This window comes from Devosia limi DSM 17137, assembly GCF_900128975.1.
GTDB classification, from domain to species: Bacteria; Pseudomonadota; Alphaproteobacteria; order Rhizobiales; family Devosiaceae; genus Devosia; species Devosia limi.
The window spans coordinates 153,562-169,641 of the sequence record NZ_FQVC01000003.1 but is presented as its reverse complement, the minus strand read 5'-3'; the positions used below and the strand labels follow the sequence as shown (position 1 = coordinate 169,641).

The following is a 16,080-nucleotide window of genomic DNA, read 5'->3' as shown; positions in this document are numbered from 1 at the left end:
AAGATGGGACTCTTGTCCACGCTCACACTGCTGAACCCGCTATCGGCATTTGCCCAGGATGGGGCCGCGATGACGGCTGAGCAGTCTGATCCTATCAAGCTTGGCTGGATGGTGGGTGCGCCACCACCCGACGACAAGATCATCCGCTTTACGGACCCCGACTATTTCAGCTTTCCCAAACTGCGCTGGACAGTGTGCCATTTCCGCGAATTGATGCCGACCGTCAATGTCAGCCGTGGCATTGGCGATCCCGTCCCCTTCGCGGCGAAGGTGGACCCTGCCATCGACGCGTTGACCTTTACGCCGCTGGGCGGCGACGGCACCATGACCTGGGCGGAATCGCTCGACGCCAATTTCACCGATGGCATCGTCGTGCTGCATGATGGCGTGGTGGTCTATGAAAAGTACTCTGGCTGCCTCACCGAACTGGGTCAGCACGGGGCCATGTCGGTGACCAAATCGATCACCGGTCTGCTCGGCGAAATGCTGGTGGCGGAGGGCATGATCGATGAAACCGCCGAAGTGGCGAGCCTGGTGCCGGAGCTGGCCGATAGTGCGTTCGGCGACGCGACGGTCAAGCAGGTTCTGGAGATGACCACGAACCTGGACTATAGCGAAGACTATTCCGATCCCAATGCCGACGTCTGGACCTATGGGGCTGCCGGCAATCCTCTGCCAAAGCCCGCCGATTATACCGGGCCCCGGACCTATTTCGAGTATCTGCAGACAGTACGCAAGGCCGGCGAGCATGGCGGGGCCTTCGGCTACAAGACCATCAATACCGATGCCCTGGGCTGGATCATCGCGCGTGTCACCGGCAAATCGGTGGCCCAGTTGCTGCAGGATCGGATCTGGAGCCAGATGGGAGCCGCCCAGGATGGCTATTATACCGTCGATTCTATCGGCACGCCCTTTGCGGGTGGCGGGTTGAATGCCAGCCTGACCGATCTGGCGCGGATCGGCCAGCTGATGCTCGGCAATGGTGCCATCAATGGCAAGCAATTGGTACCCGAGGCGGCCATTGCGCGCATCCGCGCCGGTGGCGATGTCGATGCCTTCGCAAAAGCCGGTTATGACCTGCTTCCCGGCTGGAGCTATCGCGGCATGTGGTGGATCACCAACAATGCTCATGGCGCCTATATGGCCAGGGGGGTGCACGGTCAGTCGATCTATGTTGACCCCGAGGCCAAGATGGTCATTGCGCGGTTTGCCTCCAATCCGCAGGCCGGCAATGCCGCCAACGATCCAACCACTCTGCCGGCATACGAGGCGGTGGGCGAGTATTTGCTGGGGCAGTAACCGGCCCGTGTTAGGCGCAATGCAGCGCCGAGTCTGACGGCCATCCCGATGGGGTGGCCGTTGGCGCGCCAGCTCACTCCCGTGCCCGCGCGGGCAGGTCGGCCAGCTGTTGCAGGCATTGGCGCAGGATCGCCCGCTCCGTCTCCGAGAATTGTGCTGCCAGCTGCTGGTCATAGTCGCGGGCGATGGCGCTGAGGTCGGCATAGGCCGCAGCGCCGGCCCTGGTCAGGCTCAGCAGTTCGACGCGGCGGTCGCTTTGCTGTTCGTGGCGGATAAGAAAGCGGCGATCTTCAAGCGCTTTGACGGCGCGTGAAATCTTAGTCTTGTGGATGCGCGCCCGTTCGCAGATTGCCTTGGCCGTCATTTCGCCATGGCGGCCAAGGTGGAACAGCACGCGCCATTCGGTGCGCAACATGCCATAGCGCTGCTTGTAGACCTGCTGGAATCCCAGGCTGGCGGCTTCCGCCGCCTGGTTGAGCATATAGGGCAGGAAATGACTGAGATCGAATGCGGGGTCGGACTTCATCGACAGATGCTATCCCCAGTTAGTTGCGCTTGCAACTAACTGGGGACGGCGTCCCAATGCGGATGCACAATTAGGCCGAAAGCCGCATTGGCGTTGCTGCGGTGTCGGGTCTGGCTGGAGTCGGCAGGTTGAGCGCCGCCACCAGGCTGCGATATTCCTGGCGCGCATTGACGTGCGACATTGAGGGTGCGCCGCCGAGCAGGTCCGCTTCCAGCGGATCAAACACGGTCATGCCAATGGGAAACAGCGAGCGGAAAATCACGCGCTCGGCAATGCCTTCGGCCACGCGGCACCCCAGGCGGGCGGCGATACGCTCGACAGTGTCCTGCACCTGGCTGGCATTGCGCGAGCCGAGATTGGAAATGCGATTGCGCACCAGCACCCAGTCGATGCCCCGGCCGGTGCTGGTCTGGCGTTCGGCGCGGGCGCGCTGCACATTGCGCGAATAAGGGCTGGTCTCGATCGGCTCGCCGCTGGCCAGGTCGATCCGTGCCAGCACGTCGAGATCGATCATGCTGTCATTGATTGGAGTGACCAGCGTATCGGCAAAGCCATGAGCCAGGCGCGCCAGGTTGCCGTCGAAGCCGGGCGTATCGATGATGATGAAATCGACCTCATGACGCAGCCCATCCACGGCCTTGGTGAAGATGTCGAGTTCGGCGCGCTGGTTCTCGCGGATCGAGTCACCCCAGGCGGTCGGCAGGTGGACATGCTTGGGCATCGGGATCGAGCGGCCGCTGGTCTCCAGCGTGGCGCGGCGGTTGCGCACATAGCGGGTCAGGGTCTGCTGGCGGCTGTCGACATCGATGGTGGCAACGCGATGGCCCTGATGCAGCAGGTAGACTGCCAGGTGCAGCGCCGTGGTCGACTTGCCCGAGCCCCCCTTTTCATTGCCCACCGCAATGATGTGCGCGCCTGTTTGCACCATGTCCGACTCTCCAAATCAGGGATCGATCCCGCATCTCCATCAAGTGTCCCCATGGTTAACAAACCCCTAACGCAGACAGGTGGCGCTGGGCGCGTGCCGGGTTTTCGACCGTTTTGAAACCAGCCCGTCCGATGAAAGGGACGCGGTGCGATGCCGCCAACCGGTTCGGCGCACGAATCCGAAAACGTACCGGCCGACTGCCAGAGCTGATGACGGCAGCCTCTGGCTGTGACAGCTTGGCTGATATGCGCGCCCAGCAAGGAGCCTGAAGGTGCTGTTGGATGTGATCGGGCAGATGCTGCCCATGGCCATGGCGATTGCCCTGGGGCCGATTCCGATCGTCGCGGCGGTGCTGGTGGCATTGTCGGGCAGTGGCCGCGGGGCCGGATTTGCGTTCACGCTGGGCTGGATCGCGGGGATGACCGTGCTGGCGATCGTGCTGGTTGTGTTGATCGGCCAGTTGGGCGAGCCCAGGCCGGGCGGCAATTTCTGGCTCGATCTGACGCGGGTCCTGGTTGGCCTGCTGCTGCTCTGGGCAGCGCTGCGCAAATGGCAGAAGCGGCCGCGCGGCGGTGATAAACCGGTGGTGCCGAAATGGATCGACACTTTCAGCGACGTCGATGGCGCCAAGGCATTGCGGCTGGGTGTCACGGTGGCGCTGGTCAATCCCAAGCACTTCGCCTTCACTCTGGCAGCAATGTCGCCGCTGGCCGAGGTGTCGCTGTCAATTGCCGCAATCGGCGTCGATGTGCTGGTTTTCGTGCTTCTCAGCTCAGGCTCGGTACTGGCCGTGGCCCTGGTGCACGCTTTTGGCGGTCAAGGCGTCACGGCTCAGCTCGAGGGCGTCAAGCAGTTCATGCTGGCCAATAACAACGTCATCCTGATGGTCATTTTCGCCATTCTGGGAATGAGCGTGCTGGGCAGCGGTCTGTCGGGTCTGGCCGCATCCTAACGCGTCCAGGTCGCGAGGCCGTTGGCGTCGAGATAGTCGATATGGACGGTGCCGGCGGCGCGATCGAAAATCACCGAGGAGCGTGAGTCCTTGGGCGCATTTTCGCTGGACGGGGTCATGGCAAAGACGTCGCCCTGCCAGTGCTGGAGCCGGAAGCTGTCGCCGCGCGGGCCAATGCTCAGCTGCAATCCGTCGGCGTCAGCGGTGATGAGGATGGGACCGAAATAGTCATTGGCATAGCTGCCGGCATAGTCGGCAAGCGCTTGGGCCGGGGCAGGATCGGCGGGTGGCTTCTGCCCGGCAAGGTCGCCGACAGGATCGTAGTAATGGGCCATCACCCCATTGAAAGCGGCGAACCAGTCGCGCGTCGGGCTGCCATATTGCACGATATCCATGAACTGGAAGGCGATGCCCTCGGCAAGGCCGATGGGGCCGCCATTGGTCAGCACCACGATGGCAATGTCGGCCGAGGGAATGAACTGGATATGGGTGCCGGCCCCCAGCGTGAAGGCGCCGGAATGATTGAAGGCAGTTCGCCCGCTCGTGTTGACCCCCACATTGAAGCCATAACCATAAAAGCCGGGCCGGGCATCGACTGCATGCGGCCTGCCGCTGAAAGCCTGCGGTGACAGCGCCGGCAACATGGCCTGGGGGGTGAACAAGGCGCCGCCGTCATGCTCGCCCATGGCCAGGAGGAGCTGCAGCCACTTGGCCAGGTCGTTGACGCTTGAGGAAACCCCGCCAGCGGGGGACTGGGCATCGGCATCGCGCTGATACAGCGGCTGGAACGTGCCGTCCTGCAGCACGTGCAGGGCGGCGCGGTTGTCGCGGGCGAGGAAGTCGGCATAGCGCGAACTGGTCGCGGTCATGCCCAGCGGCTGATAAAGCGCCTGTTCCGCCAAGTCTTCCCAGGGCAGGCCGGAAGCGGCGGCAACGGCTTCGGCGCCGGTGGTAATCCCGAAATTGGCATAGTGGTAAGAGGTGCGGAACGCGTCGAGCGGCAGATGGCGCAGCCTTGCGACGATGTCATCGCGGCTGAAACCAAAATCCTCAAGATCGTCGCCGGCTGCCATCGGCAGGCCGGTGCGATGGGCATAGAGATCGCCGATCGTCGTCATGGCCGAAACGGCAGGGTCGCCGAGCGCCAGATCGGGCAGGTATTGCTGGGCCAGGTCATCCCAGTCGACAATGCCGGCCGCGACCTGGATTGCAGCGACGGTCGCCGCAAGGGGTTTGGAAACCGAGGCGATCTGGAACACGGTATCGGCGTCGATGAGCGCGTCTTTACCACGTTCGCGCACGCCAAAGCCCTGGGCATAGATGGTCTCGCCGCCATGCACGACCGCGACCGCAACACCCGGTGCGCCGCTGCGCGCCATCACCGCGCTGATATGGTCGGGTAGGTCAGCCAGGGCTGCGTCGATGCTGTCGGGCGGCAGGGTGAGCACGTCCTGATTGGGCGCAGCACCAAGATGGATCGCCGCTGGCTGGGCCAGCGCCGGGGTGATGGCGCCAACCAGCAGCAGTAGGGACAGCGTCGTACGGTGCGACTTGAAGGGCAGGGACATTGCAGGCCTCTCAGGCAGAACTGGGCGCAGTGTAGCGGCAAGTTCGTGAACCGCAACCGGGGGGTCCGTGTAATACGTGCTGCTGGCCGCTTACCCGCCCGAGCACCGAGCGATTGCTTCAGGGGGGGGCGCCATAACCATGGCCTTTACCTGCGGCCAATCGACCAAAGCTGCGGACGGTAATGCCCGCAGCTCGGGAGTGCCGTCGGCAAGTGGTGGAGCCTGCTGGATCGACCATCGGCGGGTATGGTACCGGCAAGGCTTGAAGGCGCTACTGCCAGGGATCAAGTGCTTGAAGCGCCATCGAGATCAGATAACGGGAAGTTTGCCCAATAGCAGGGTTGATTTAGCGGTAGGTATGGCTGAGAAAGCAGTGGTCGCTGACTTTCTGGATGCGACTTTCCTGCCCCCCGCATAGAGGTTGCCCCCGCGCAGATGACGTCGCCAAATTTGCTAGTGCTCATTGTACTGTTGCCATTTTTGGCCAGTCTTGTGGCTGCCATATTGCCTTCCAATGCCCGCAATGCCGAGGCCTGGCTGGCCGGCGGCGTGGCAGTGTTCGGATTGGCGGTAACGATCTGGTTCTTTCCCCAGATCACCAATGGTCAAGTGGTGCGTTTCGAAGTGCCGTGGCTGCCCACTCTGGGCCTCGATCTCATCTTCCGTCTGGACGGGTTTGCCTGGCTCTTCTGTCTCCTCGTAACCGGGGTGGGTTTGCTGGTCGTGCTCTATGCGCGCTATTACATGTCGCCCAAAGATCCGGTGCCGCGGTTCTTCGCGTTCTTCCTGGCCTTTATGGGCTCCATGCTCGGCATGGTGATTTCGGGCAATATCATCCAGCTGGTCATCTTCTGGGAATTGACCAGCGTCACCTCGTTCCTGTTGATCGGCTATTGGTTCCATAAGGCGGCGGCCCGCGATGGCGCGCGCATGGCCTTGATCGTCACTGGGCTTGGCGGTCTGGGCCTGCTGGTGGGCATGCTGATCATCGGCAAGATCGTCGGCAGCTATGACCTCGACGTGGTGCTGGCTTCGGGCGACCTGATCCGCGAGAGCCCGCTCTATATTCCGGCGCTGTTGCTGGTGCTTCTGGGGGCGCTGACCAAGAGCGCGCAATTCCCGTTCCAGTTCTGGCTACCCCATGCCATGGCGGCGCCGACCCCGGTTTCGGCCTATCTGCACTCGGCCACCATGGTGAAGGCGGGCGTGTTCCTGCTGGTGCGGTTCTGGCCGGTGATGGCCGGCACCGATGCCTGGTTCTGGATCGTCACCTTTGCCGGGCTGACCACGCTGATGCTGGGCGCCTATGCGGCGATCTTCCAGACCGACCTCAAGGGCCTGCTGGCCTATTCGACCATCAGTCATCTGGGCCTGATCACCACACTGCTGGGGATGAGCAGCCCGTTAGCGACCGTGGCGGCGATCTTCCATATCGCCAATCACGCGACGTTCAAGGCATCGCTGTTCATGGCCGCCGGCATCATCGACCATGAGACGGGGACGCGTGACATCCGAAAACTGAGCGGGCTGTTCCGCTTCATGCCGTTCACGGCAACGCTGGCCATGGTTGCCAGTGCGGCGATGGCCGGCGTGCCGCTGCTCAATGGGTTTATCTCCAAGGAGATGTTCTTCACCGAGACGGCGTTGCGTGACCCAAATACCTTCGTCAATCTGGCCCTGCCGATCGGAGCGACCGTCGCCGGCATGTTCAGCGTGGCCTATTCGCTCCGCTTCGTGCATGGCGTGTTTTTCGGGCCGCCGCCGACAGAACTGGACCGGGTGCCGCACGAACCACCGGCCCTGATGCGTCGGCCGATCGAGGTGCTGGTGCTGCTCTGCCTCATCGTCGGCATCATTCCAGGCATTACCATCGGACCATTCCTCGCGGCTGCCGTCGTTTCCGTGACGGGTCCCGATACCCCCTATTACAGCCTGTCGGTCTGGCATGGGTTCAACCTGCCGCTGGCCATGAGCGCAATTGCGCTGGTGGGCGGCGGGTTGCTGTACTGGGCGCTGTACGGCTACCTGCAGCGCGGCATTGAAGGGCCGCCCTTGATCCGCAACCTCAAGGGCCAGCGCATTTTCGAGCGCGTGCTGGTGTCGATCTCGTGGAAATGGGCAAAGCTGCTGGAAAAACGTTTCGGCACCCGCCGTCTGCAGCCGCAATTGTTCCTGCTGGTCGCCGTAGCCGTTGGTGCGGCGGCCCTGGTTCTGGTGGGGCGGATGGGGCCGATGCACTTGTCGCTCAATGGCTTCGATCCGGCCTTTGCCATCATCTGGCTGATCGGCATTGCCTGCGCCATCGCGGCCGCGCACCAGGCCAAGTTCCATCGGCTGGTGTCGCTGGTGCTGATGAGCGGCGCCGGTCTGGTGACCTGCATCACCTTTGTCTGGTTTTCGGCGCCTGACCTGGCGGTCACCCAATTGCTGGTCGAGATCGTGACGACCGTGCTGATCCTCCTGGGGATGCGCTGGCTGCCCAAGCGCGTGCAACTGCTCGAGGATGACACCAATGTGGTGCGGGCGCGCGGCCGCCGTTATCGCGATCTCGGCCTGGCGCTTGCGGCCGGTGCCGGCATGGCGCTGATTGCCTATGCGGTGATGACGCGGCAGAGCCCGGAGGGCATTTCCAGCTATTTCCTCGAAAACGCCTATAAGCTCGGTGGCGGCACCAATGTCGTCAACGTCATGCTGGTGGACTTCCGTGGCTTCGATACGATGGGCGAAATTACCGTGCTGGGCATTGTGGCCCTGACGGTGTTCGCCCTGCTGCGTCGCTTCCGGCCGGCCAGCGAATCCATCGAGAAGCCCGAGCAGCAGCGCATCCAGAATGCTTTTGACGATGAACGGCCTGACCGCAACAGGGGCGATACCATCAATCAATACCTGATGATCCCGGCCGTGATCATGCAATGGCTGTTCCCGGTGATCATCGTGCTGGCACTGCATATCTTCCTGCGCGGACATGATCAGCCGGGCGGCGGATTTGCTGCCGGTATCATCATGTCGATTGCCTTCATCCTGCAATACATGGCCGGGGGCACGCGCTGGGTCGAAGATCGCCTGCGCATCCTGCCGGTCATGTGGATCGGAACCGGGTTGCTGCTGGCGCTGGCCACCGGGCTGGGCTCCTGGATTTTCGGCTACCCGTTCCTGACCACGGCGTTCCAATATGCCGATCTGCCGATCATCGGTCGGGTGCCCATGGCGAGCGCCCTGATATTCGATTTCGGCGTTTTCGTGCTGGTGGTGGGGGCAACGGTGCTCATCCTCATCGCGCTGGCGCACCAATCGGTTCGCGCTCCAAAGGCGTCGCGCCGGTCCGCGCCGGCCGTGCCAGTGGCTGAAACGGGCACCCCGACAAGCGGGGAGGCACGCTGATGGAATTGATTGTTGCCATCGGCATTGGCGTGTTGACCACTTGCGGGGTCTTCTTGTTGCTGCGACCGCGGACCTTCCAGGTGATCATCGGGCTGTGCCTGCTGTCCTATGCGGTCAATCTCTTCATCTTCGGTATGGGTCGGCTGCGTCTCGATGCGGCGCCCGTGCTGGATGGCGGCTCCGCCGACATTTCGCACTATACCGACCCGGTGCCGCAAGCGCTGGTGCTGACCGCGATCGTCATCGGCTTTGCCATGACGGCACTGTTCCTGGTGGTGCTGCTGGCCGCGCGTGGCCTGACCGGCACCGACCATGTCGATGGACGGGAGCACTAGCATGGGTGGATTGCTCGACCATCTGGTCATCCTGCCGATCGTGTTGCCCATGGCAGCCGGCGCCATCATGCTGTTCTTCGACGACCGGCTGCGCACCGCCAAGGCGATCATCAATTTCGGGGCTACTGCGCTGCTGGTGGTGTTCGCGGTCCTGCTGGTGATCAAGGCCGCCGGGGTGGATGCAACCACGGGGGCCACTGCAACATATCCGCTGGGCAACTGGCCGGTGCCGTTCGGCATCGTGCTGGTTGCAGATCGACTGGCGGCGATGATGGTGCTGCTGACTGCGGTGCTGGGCATTTGTGCGCTGGTCTATTCACTGGCCCGCTGGCACGCCGCTGGCCCGAGCTTCCACAGCCTGTTCCAGTTCCTGCTGATGGGGCTGAACGGAGCGTTCCTGACCGGCGATCTGTTCAATCTCTTCGTGTTCTTCGAAGTGATGCTGGCGGCGTCCTATGGGCTGGCGCTGCATGGTACGGGCCTGACCCGCGTCAAGGCGGGACTGCACTATGTCGCAGTGAACCTGGCGGCGTCGTCGCTCTTTCTCATTGGTGCGGCGCTGATCTATGGCGTGGCTGGCACACTCAACATGGCTGATCTGGCGGCGCGCGTGCCGCTGATTGCTGCCAGCGATCGCGGCCTGCTCGAGGCCGGTGCGGCGATTCTGGGCGTGGCGTTTCTGGTCAAGGCGGGTATGTGGCCCCTGGGCTTCTGGCTGCCCACGACTTATGCGGCGGCAAGCGCGCCGGTGGCGGCGCTGTTTGCCATCATGACCAAGGTTGGCGTCTATGCGGTGCTGCGCCTGTCGCTGCTGATCTTTGGCGAGGGCTCGGGGGCATCGGCTGGGTTCGGGCATGATTTCCTGCTCTATGGCGGCATGGCAACCATCGCATTTGGGGCGGTGGGCGTGCTGGCCTCGCAGTCGACAGCGAGGCTGGCGGGCTATTGCGTGCTGGTCTCTTCGGGCACGCTGCTGGCAGCCACCGCGTTCGGCAATGTCGGGGTAACTGCGGGTGCTCTGTTTTATCTCGTATCTTCGACACTGGCGATCAGTGCATTCTTCCTGCTTGTCGAACTGCTCGAGCGCATCCGTATCGAAGGCGCCGACGTGCTTGCGGTGACCATGGAAGCCTATGGCGAGGAAGATGAGGAGATGGACGAGGTCGAGGATGTCGGCGTCGTCATTCCCGGCGCCCTGGCCGTGCTCAGCATCAGTTTCGGTATCTGTGTTCTGCTGCTGGCGGGCCTGCCGCCGCTGTCGGGGTTTCTGGCCAAGTTCACCATGCTGTCGGCCATGCTCAACCCGGATGGGCTGATCGAGGCTGGCGCGGTGGTGGCGTCGACCTGGTGGCTGATCGGGCTTCTGATCTTCTCGGGTTTTGCGGCGTTGATCGCGCTGACCCGTACCGGCATCAACACGTTCTGGATGACCATGTCGGATCGGCCTGCCCCGGTTCGGGTGATCGAGATCGCGCCGGTGCTGGTTCTGCTGGGCCTCTGCATCGCCATGAGCGTCATGGCCGGTCCCGTCATGGGCTATATGGATGAAGCGGCGGCAGCGCTGCATATGCCCGCGGGCTATATCGCTGATGTGCTGAACGCGCCGCTGGTGGTCGAGGTGGTGTCACCATGAGACATATTCTGCCCCATCCGCTGCTCGCCCTGGCACTGCTGGCAATGTGGCTGCTGTTGCAGCAATCCATTGCCCCCGGACAGATATTGCTCGGCGCCGGCATCGCTCTCGCGGCCAGCCGGGCAATGGCAGCGCTGCAGCCAGAGCGCCCCAAAATCCGCCATATCGGCAAGATCATCAAACTGATCGGGCTGGTCACGGTCGATATTGCGCGCTCCAACATCGCGGTCACCCGCATCATCTTCGAAGGCAGGCAGCGTGGCCAGACGGATGGTTTCCTCACGGTGCCGCTGTTGCTGACCGATCGGTTTGCCCTAGCTATCCTCGCCTGCATCGTGACGGCAACGCCGGGGAGTGCCTGGCTTGAATATGACGCGCGCAACAACACCGTCTTGATCCACGTGCTTGATCTGGTCGACGAAGCGACCTGGATCGACACACTCAAGAACCGCTACGAAGCCTTGTTGCTGGAGATTTTCCAATGAGCGCGACCATCCTGTTCTGGTCGATCTCGGTGGCGCAGGTGTTCCTGGCGCTGGCGATGGTGGCCACTGTCTATCGGATGATCCTGGGTCCACGGGCGCAGGATCGTATCCTTGCACTCGATGCCCTTTATGTCTGTGCGATGCTGATGCTGGTGGCGTTCGGCATCCGCACCGGCACGACGGTGTATTTCGAGGTGGCACTGATCATCGGCCTGCTTGGATTTGTCGGCACGGTGGCGCTGGCCAAGTTCCTCATGCGCGGCGAGGTCATCGAATGATTGAAACGGTCGATACCCCCGTCTGGGCGGCGATTTTGGTATCGGTACTCGTGTTGGCCGGTGCGCTGCTGACGCTGGTTGGTTGCATCGGGCTGGCCAGACTGGAGACCTTCTACCACCGCATCCACGCGCCGACGCTGGGCACCAGCTTTGGCACCATCTTTCTGCTGCTGGGCTCCGTCGTTTACTTCACGGTGACCAATCAGCGCCTCGCCGTGCATGAAGTGCTGGTCTTCGTCTTCGTCTCGGTGACGACGCCAGTCACCCTCATGCTGCTGGCCCGCGCAGCCCTCTATCGGGACCGGACCGAGCGCAACGGCAATGTGCCGCCCTCGGCCGATCCCGATTATACCGAACAGGGCCAGCGCTGATTATGCCGGCGCGCAGACGAAGTCGGCAACGCCGATAATGCCGGCGTCGGCGCCCAGTTGCGCGGGAACGACAGCCGGGCGCAGGCGCGACGGCAACCCGGCCAGTTCCTGGTCAAGAACGGCGCGGAAGGCCGGCAGCAAGCCAATGCCACCGCCGAGCACGACCAATGCCGGATCAAGCATGCGCTGCAGGTCGCACAGGCCGATGGCAAGGTCTGCCGCAGCGGCATGCAGGATGCCGGTGGCCCAGCTTTCCCCCGCGTCGGCAGCGGCAAACACGGCTCTGGTGTCGGCGGGATGACCGGCAGCCCCGGCGGCTGCCGCGATGGCAAAGCCTGAGGCGCGGCTTTCGAGCCGAGGGGCCGCTGGACTGCCCTGGATCTGGCCGAGGCTGCCGGCCAGGCCGCGGGCGCCGGTGATCAGGCGGCCATTCAGCACGGCGCCACCCCCAATGCCCGACGACACGGTGACGAAGGCCATGTCCCTGCCGATGCCAGCACCTCGACTGAACTCGCCCCAGGCCGCGGCCTGCGCGTCGTTGAGGGCTACGGTCGGGACAGCCAGGCGGCGTTCGAGTTCAGCCACCAGCGGCGTGCGCTCGGGAATGGACAGCGTGGTTGGATTGAGGGCGAACCAGTGGCCGTCATCAATGACGCCGGTCACCGCGGCGCCGACGCGGCGATATCTACCCTCCCATCCAGCCACGAGCCCGGCAATGCTGTCGAACCATTCGGGGGTTGCGACAGCGCCGGGGGTGGGCAGCGTGCGGCGGTCAAGCACGATGCCATCGCGCACCAGTGCGGCCAGGGTCTTGGTGCCGCCGATATCGAGCGCGAGGACAGTTTCATCGCGGCTGGCGGCGGCGCCGTCGACCGCAGACCTGAACCAGCCTGTCACATGCTCGGTGCGGGTAATGGCCGAGCCGACGCAGACGGCACTCGCCCCGGCGCGCATCGCGGCGGCCGCGGCGGCAGGCGTATTATAGCGCCCCTCAGCGACCACCGTACCGCCCAGCGTGCGGCAGGCGGCGAGGAATTCGAGGTCGGGCTCCCTGGGGATGGGGCCGCCGGTATAGCCGGACATGGTGGTGCCGATGATGTCGAAGCCCAGCGCCTTGGCGTGCGTGGCCTCGGAAATATCGGCCAGGTCGGCCATGGCGAGACGGCCGCGGGCATGGATCGCAGCCAGCAATGCGGGCACCGAAACAGGATGGGGCCGGTCGGTAGCGTCGACGGCAATGATGTGTGCGCCGGCGTCAGCGAGATCATTGACATCATCGAGATAGGGCGTGATGCGGACCGGGAACCCGTCGAGGTCGCGCTTGACGATGCCGACTATGGGCAGGTCACAGGCCTTGGCCACGGCCGCCACATTGACCGCACCTTCGATGCGCAGCGCGCGGGCTCCGCCGTCGCGCGCGGCAAGAGCGAAGGCAACGATTGCCTCGACCGTGTCGAGCGGACCGTCATCCACTGGCTGGCAGGATACGATCAACCCGCCTTCGAGGCGTTCCAGCAAAGACACGGTCATGTCAGGTCCTTATGAATGGTGATTTCGCGGCGGTCCTGCTCTGCCAGGGCGCTCGCTTCGATGATGGCAACGAGTTGACGTGCATAGGCACTGTCGATCGGGACAGGCGTGCCCGCGCTGACGCTGGCGAGGAAGGCCTGCCATTGCCGGCGTACGGCGCCGATCATCGGATCGGCCTCGGCGGCAATGTCCAATTCGCGCCAGGCGCCATCCTGGCCGACGCGTAGCCGACCATTGAGGTCGATGTCCAGCACGCCATTCTCGCAGACCAGTTGCAGGGCGGATGTGACCGCGCCGTTGCGATAGCCGATGCTGCCGACATGGCCGAAGCGGCCATCGGCGAAGCGAAGATTGATCAGCGCAATATCGTCGGCCTCCTGCTGGTGGAAGGCGGCCCCCATCATGGCGCTGACTGCGGCAACCTGGCCACCCATCAGGTAAACCAGGCGGTCGAGCGCGTGAATGCCGGCCGTCATCAGCATGCCCCCGCCTGCGGATTTCTGCAGGTGCCAGGGTTGGCGGTTGGATTCCATCCAGAGCTTGATGAAGGCGCTGGTGCCGGTTATCGGCCGGCCGATGACGCCGGTGGCGAGAAAATCGGTTGCGGCCTGCATGGGCAGGAAATAGCGGGTGACGTGGCCGATCATCAGCTTGGCCGCGCTGTGCGCAGCGCCGGCGATGATGGTGTCGCATTCGGCCAGCGTGGAGGCCATGGGCTTTTCCAGCAGCACATGCTTGCCGGCAGCGAGCGCGGCCAGCGTGACGTCGCGATGCAGATGGTGGGGCGTGGCGATGACCACCGCGTCCACCGCCGGGTCATCGAGCAGTGCACGCCAGTCGGTGTAGGGCGTGCCACCATGCTCGGCCACAAAAGCGGCGATCCCGTCAGCGTCATTGCGGCAGGCGGCGACGAGGGTCGCGCCGGGCAGGCCGCCCAGGGCACGGGCGTGGACGGCGCCGAAGTGGCCGGCGCCAATGATGCCGATACCGGTCATGAACGTGCTCCTGCATAGGCCTGATCGATGATGTCCATGGCGGCAACGTAGTCGGCCAGTCCGACCAGCGGCGGCTGGCCGCTCTCCAGCCGGGCGAGCGTGTCGGCCATGAAGGCGCGATAGCGCTCGGCTGCGGGGAGGGGAGCAAGGCTGGTGCGTCCGGTCGGGGTGAACAGAACCGCATCGTCGCCATTGTCGATCGCATAGTCGCCCGCGCTGGCGATCCGCCATTGGAAGTCGCCGCCAGCCGCCATGCTGGGGAAGGTATAGCCGGCCTCGATTGTGAAGAGGGCGCCGGATGAATCGCTCAAGGTGACGATGGCATGGTCTTCGACGGCTTCATCTGCGTAGAGGCGCTTGCCGATATGGGCCGCCTCCAGCTTGACCGCGCCTTTCGCCAGGCTCAGCGCGCAGTCGATGCCGTGAATGCCGAGATTGCGCAGGGCACCGCCGCCGCCGATGGCGGGATCAAGGACCCAGCCAACGCCGTCGTCGCGATAGCGCTGCGGCGGGCCGTTGATGATGCGGAACTGGGCGTGGGCTATGCGGTGGCCGGTTGCGGCCTGATGGCGAAGCGCGGGACTGAAGCGATTGGCCAAGGGCACGGCGACGAAAGCAGAGTGCTGTTTTGCTGCTGTTGCAATCGTTTGCAGCTGCGCAGTGCTGCAAGCTGCTGGTTTTTCCAAAACCATTGGAATGCCAGCCTCGATGACCGCCCGCGCCAGGGCCGGGACATCAAGGGGATGGCCCATGACCACGCAAAGATGAGGGTCGCTCGCCAAAGCTGCTGCCAGCGTTTCCTTGGCCGGGATGGCATGGCGCGCGGCGAAGCTCGCGGCGATGCCGGGGTCTTTGTCCCATGCAGCGCAAAGCTGGGCGCCGGAAAATAGTGCTGCATCGGCATGCATTTGCGCGTGCCAGTGGCTGACGCCAAGGAGGGCTATTCGCATAGGTTGTCCACTTGTCCGTTTATTGACTTGCAGGATATCCTACAAGTCGCTATACCACAAGTCGCCTGGACAGCTGAACGGTGATATGGCTTCGCGCCAGAACCCAATCAGCAGGAGACCCGGAATGGCCACAATGAAGTCGATAAAGCCGCTGAGCCGACCGCCTTCGCTGCATGTCACCGTGCAGGAAAGCCTTCGCGGCTATATCGAGGACAATGGCCTGCGTGCCGGCAATCCGCTACCGCCCGAGACCTTCCTGGCCCAGCAATTGGGTGTGGGGCGCAATTCGGTGCGTGAGGCCATCAAGGCGCTTGAGTCTCTGGGTATCCTTGAGACGCGCCGTGGCATCGGGGTGTTCGTCAAGGAATTCTCGTTCCAGCCGCTGCTCGACAATCTGGCCTATGGGTTGGGTGACAGTTTGCGGGATGTCGAGGAGTTGCGCGAAATTCGCCGCGTTCTCGAAACCGGCCTGATCGGCAAGACCATTGATCTGATCTCGGAAGAGGACGTTGCCGAGCTGCGGGCGGTGACCGAGCGGATGCGCGAGCGTGCCGAGCGCAATGAAAGCTTTGCCGAAGAAGACGAGCAGTTTCACCGGTTGCTGTTCCGCTGCCACAACAATCGCATGCTCGCCGGACTGATCGAAGTGTTCTGGGGTGCCTTCTACAAGGCGTCCGACTTTGCCAACCTGACAAATTCCGATCCGCTGGCAACCTGGCGCGATCACCATGAAATCGTCGAGGCGATTGTCGCCCGCGATGTCGAGAAGGCCCGCACGCGCCTGGACGAGCATTACCAGGGCATCATGCAGGTCATCGAGAAGAACAAGCAGACCATTCAGACATAACA

Annotated in this window: 15 protein-coding genes; 9 read left to right on the top strand and 6 right to left on the bottom strand. The window is 63.4% G+C overall.

Annotated elements, in window-relative coordinates; all coding sequences use genetic code 11:
• Positions 1-3: 3 nt before the first annotated feature.
• Positions 4-1,299: a serine hydrolase domain-containing protein gene (locus BUA69_RS06250; RefSeq protein WP_046133888.1), complete on the top strand. Its 1,296-nt coding sequence runs from the start codon at positions 4-6 to the stop codon at positions 1,297-1,299.
• A 73-nt stretch (positions 1,300-1,372) separates the two neighbouring features.
• On the opposite strand, the gene BUA69_RS06245 is transcribed toward BUA69_RS06250, so the two are convergent.
• Both BUA69_RS06245 and BUA69_RS06240 read right to left on the bottom strand, forming a co-directional pair.
• Positions 1,373-1,825 (bottom strand): MarR family winged helix-turn-helix transcriptional regulator, encoded by a 453-nt coding sequence (locus tag BUA69_RS06245; protein ID WP_046133820.1) that lies wholly within the window; start codon positions 1,823-1,825, stop codon positions 1,373-1,375.
• Positions 1,826-1,895: 70 nt separating this feature from the next.
• Positions 1,896-2,753: a division plane positioning ATPase MipZ gene (locus BUA69_RS06240; protein ID WP_046133821.1), complete on the bottom strand. Its 858-nt coding sequence runs from the start codon at positions 2,751-2,753 to the stop codon at positions 1,896-1,898.
• Positions 2,754-3,024: 271 nt separating this feature from the next.
• Between BUA69_RS06240 and BUA69_RS06235 the strand changes: the two genes are divergently transcribed.
• Positions 3,025-3,705, top strand: coding sequence for a GAP family protein (locus tag BUA69_RS06235; RefSeq protein ID WP_046133822.1), 681 nt, complete (start codon positions 3,025-3,027; stop codon positions 3,703-3,705).
• Here the strand turns inward: BUA69_RS06235 and BUA69_RS06230 are convergent.
• Entirely contained in the window at positions 3,702-5,273 is a 1,572-nt protein-coding gene (locus BUA69_RS06230; protein ID WP_046133823.1) for a serine hydrolase, read from the bottom strand. The two genes, BUA69_RS06235 and BUA69_RS06230, sit on opposite strands and share 4 nt — an antisense overlap.
• 435 nt (positions 5,274-5,708) lie before the next feature.
• On the opposite strand from BUA69_RS06230, the gene BUA69_RS06225 reads away from it, so the two are divergent.
• Genes BUA69_RS06225 through mnhG form a run of 6 tightly spaced genes read left to right on the top strand, consistent with a single transcriptional unit; the run spans position 5,709 to position 11,756 of the window.
• Positions 5,709-8,654, top strand: a complete 2,946-nt coding sequence (locus BUA69_RS06225) for a monovalent cation/H+ antiporter subunit A (RefSeq protein ID WP_082093692.1) — start codon at positions 5,709-5,711, stop codon at positions 8,652-8,654.
• Positions 8,654-8,989, top strand: coding sequence for a Na+/H+ antiporter subunit C (locus BUA69_RS06220; RefSeq protein ID WP_046133825.1), 336 nt, complete (start codon positions 8,654-8,656; stop codon positions 8,987-8,989). The genes BUA69_RS06225 and BUA69_RS06220 overlap by 1 nt, the downstream gene beginning before the upstream one ends.
• A gap of 1 nt (position 8,990) precedes the next feature.
• The gene (locus BUA69_RS06215; RefSeq protein WP_046133826.1) at positions 8,991-10,622 is read left to right on the top strand and encodes a monovalent cation/H+ antiporter subunit D; all 1,632 of its coding nucleotides are present in this window, start codon (positions 8,991-8,993) and stop codon (positions 10,620-10,622) included.
• Positions 10,619-11,107, top strand: coding sequence for a Na+/H+ antiporter subunit E (locus tag BUA69_RS06210; protein ID WP_046133827.1), 489 nt, complete (start codon positions 10,619-10,621; stop codon positions 11,105-11,107). Before BUA69_RS06215 ends, BUA69_RS06210 begins: the two co-directional genes overlap by 4 nt.
• A complete protein-coding gene (locus BUA69_RS06205) occupies positions 11,104-11,385 on the top strand; it encodes a K+/H+ antiporter subunit F (RefSeq protein ID WP_046133828.1) in 282 nt (93 codons plus the stop codon). Before BUA69_RS06210 ends, BUA69_RS06205 begins: the two co-directional genes overlap by 4 nt.
• Positions 11,382-11,756, top strand: coding sequence for a monovalent cation/H(+) antiporter subunit G (mnhG, locus tag BUA69_RS06200; protein ID WP_046133829.1), 375 nt, complete (start codon positions 11,382-11,384; stop codon positions 11,754-11,756). Before BUA69_RS06205 ends, mnhG begins: the two co-directional genes overlap by 4 nt.
• Here mnhG and BUA69_RS06195 read toward each other — a convergent pair whose 3' ends face one another.
• From BUA69_RS06195 to BUA69_RS06185, 3 genes are read right to left on the bottom strand one after another with little or no spacing between them, the layout of a single operon-like run.
• Positions 11,757-13,286 carry a putative N-acetylmannosamine-6-phosphate 2-epimerase gene (locus BUA69_RS06195; protein WP_046133830.1) on the bottom strand — a complete coding sequence of 510 codons (1,530 nt, stop codon included), beginning with the start codon at positions 13,284-13,286 and terminating at the stop codon, positions 11,757-11,759.
• Positions 13,283-14,281 carry a Gfo/Idh/MocA family protein gene (locus tag BUA69_RS06190; protein ID WP_046133831.1) on the bottom strand — a complete coding sequence of 333 codons (999 nt, stop codon included), beginning with the start codon at positions 14,279-14,281 and terminating at the stop codon, positions 13,283-13,285. Before BUA69_RS06190 ends, BUA69_RS06195 begins: the two co-directional genes overlap by 4 nt.
• Positions 14,278-15,231, bottom strand: a complete 954-nt coding sequence (locus tag BUA69_RS06185; RefSeq protein WP_046133832.1) for a Gfo/Idh/MocA family protein — start codon at positions 15,229-15,231, stop codon at positions 14,278-14,280. Before BUA69_RS06185 ends, BUA69_RS06190 begins: the two co-directional genes overlap by 4 nt.
• Before the next feature lie 124 nt (positions 15,232-15,355).
• Here BUA69_RS06185 and BUA69_RS06180 point away from each other — a divergent pair, with 124 nt between their 5' ends.
• Positions 15,356-16,078: a FadR/GntR family transcriptional regulator gene (locus BUA69_RS06180; protein WP_046133833.1), complete on the top strand. Its 723-nt coding sequence runs from the start codon at positions 15,356-15,358 to the stop codon at positions 16,076-16,078.
• The last annotated feature ends 2 nt before the right edge of the window (positions 16,079-16,080 follow it).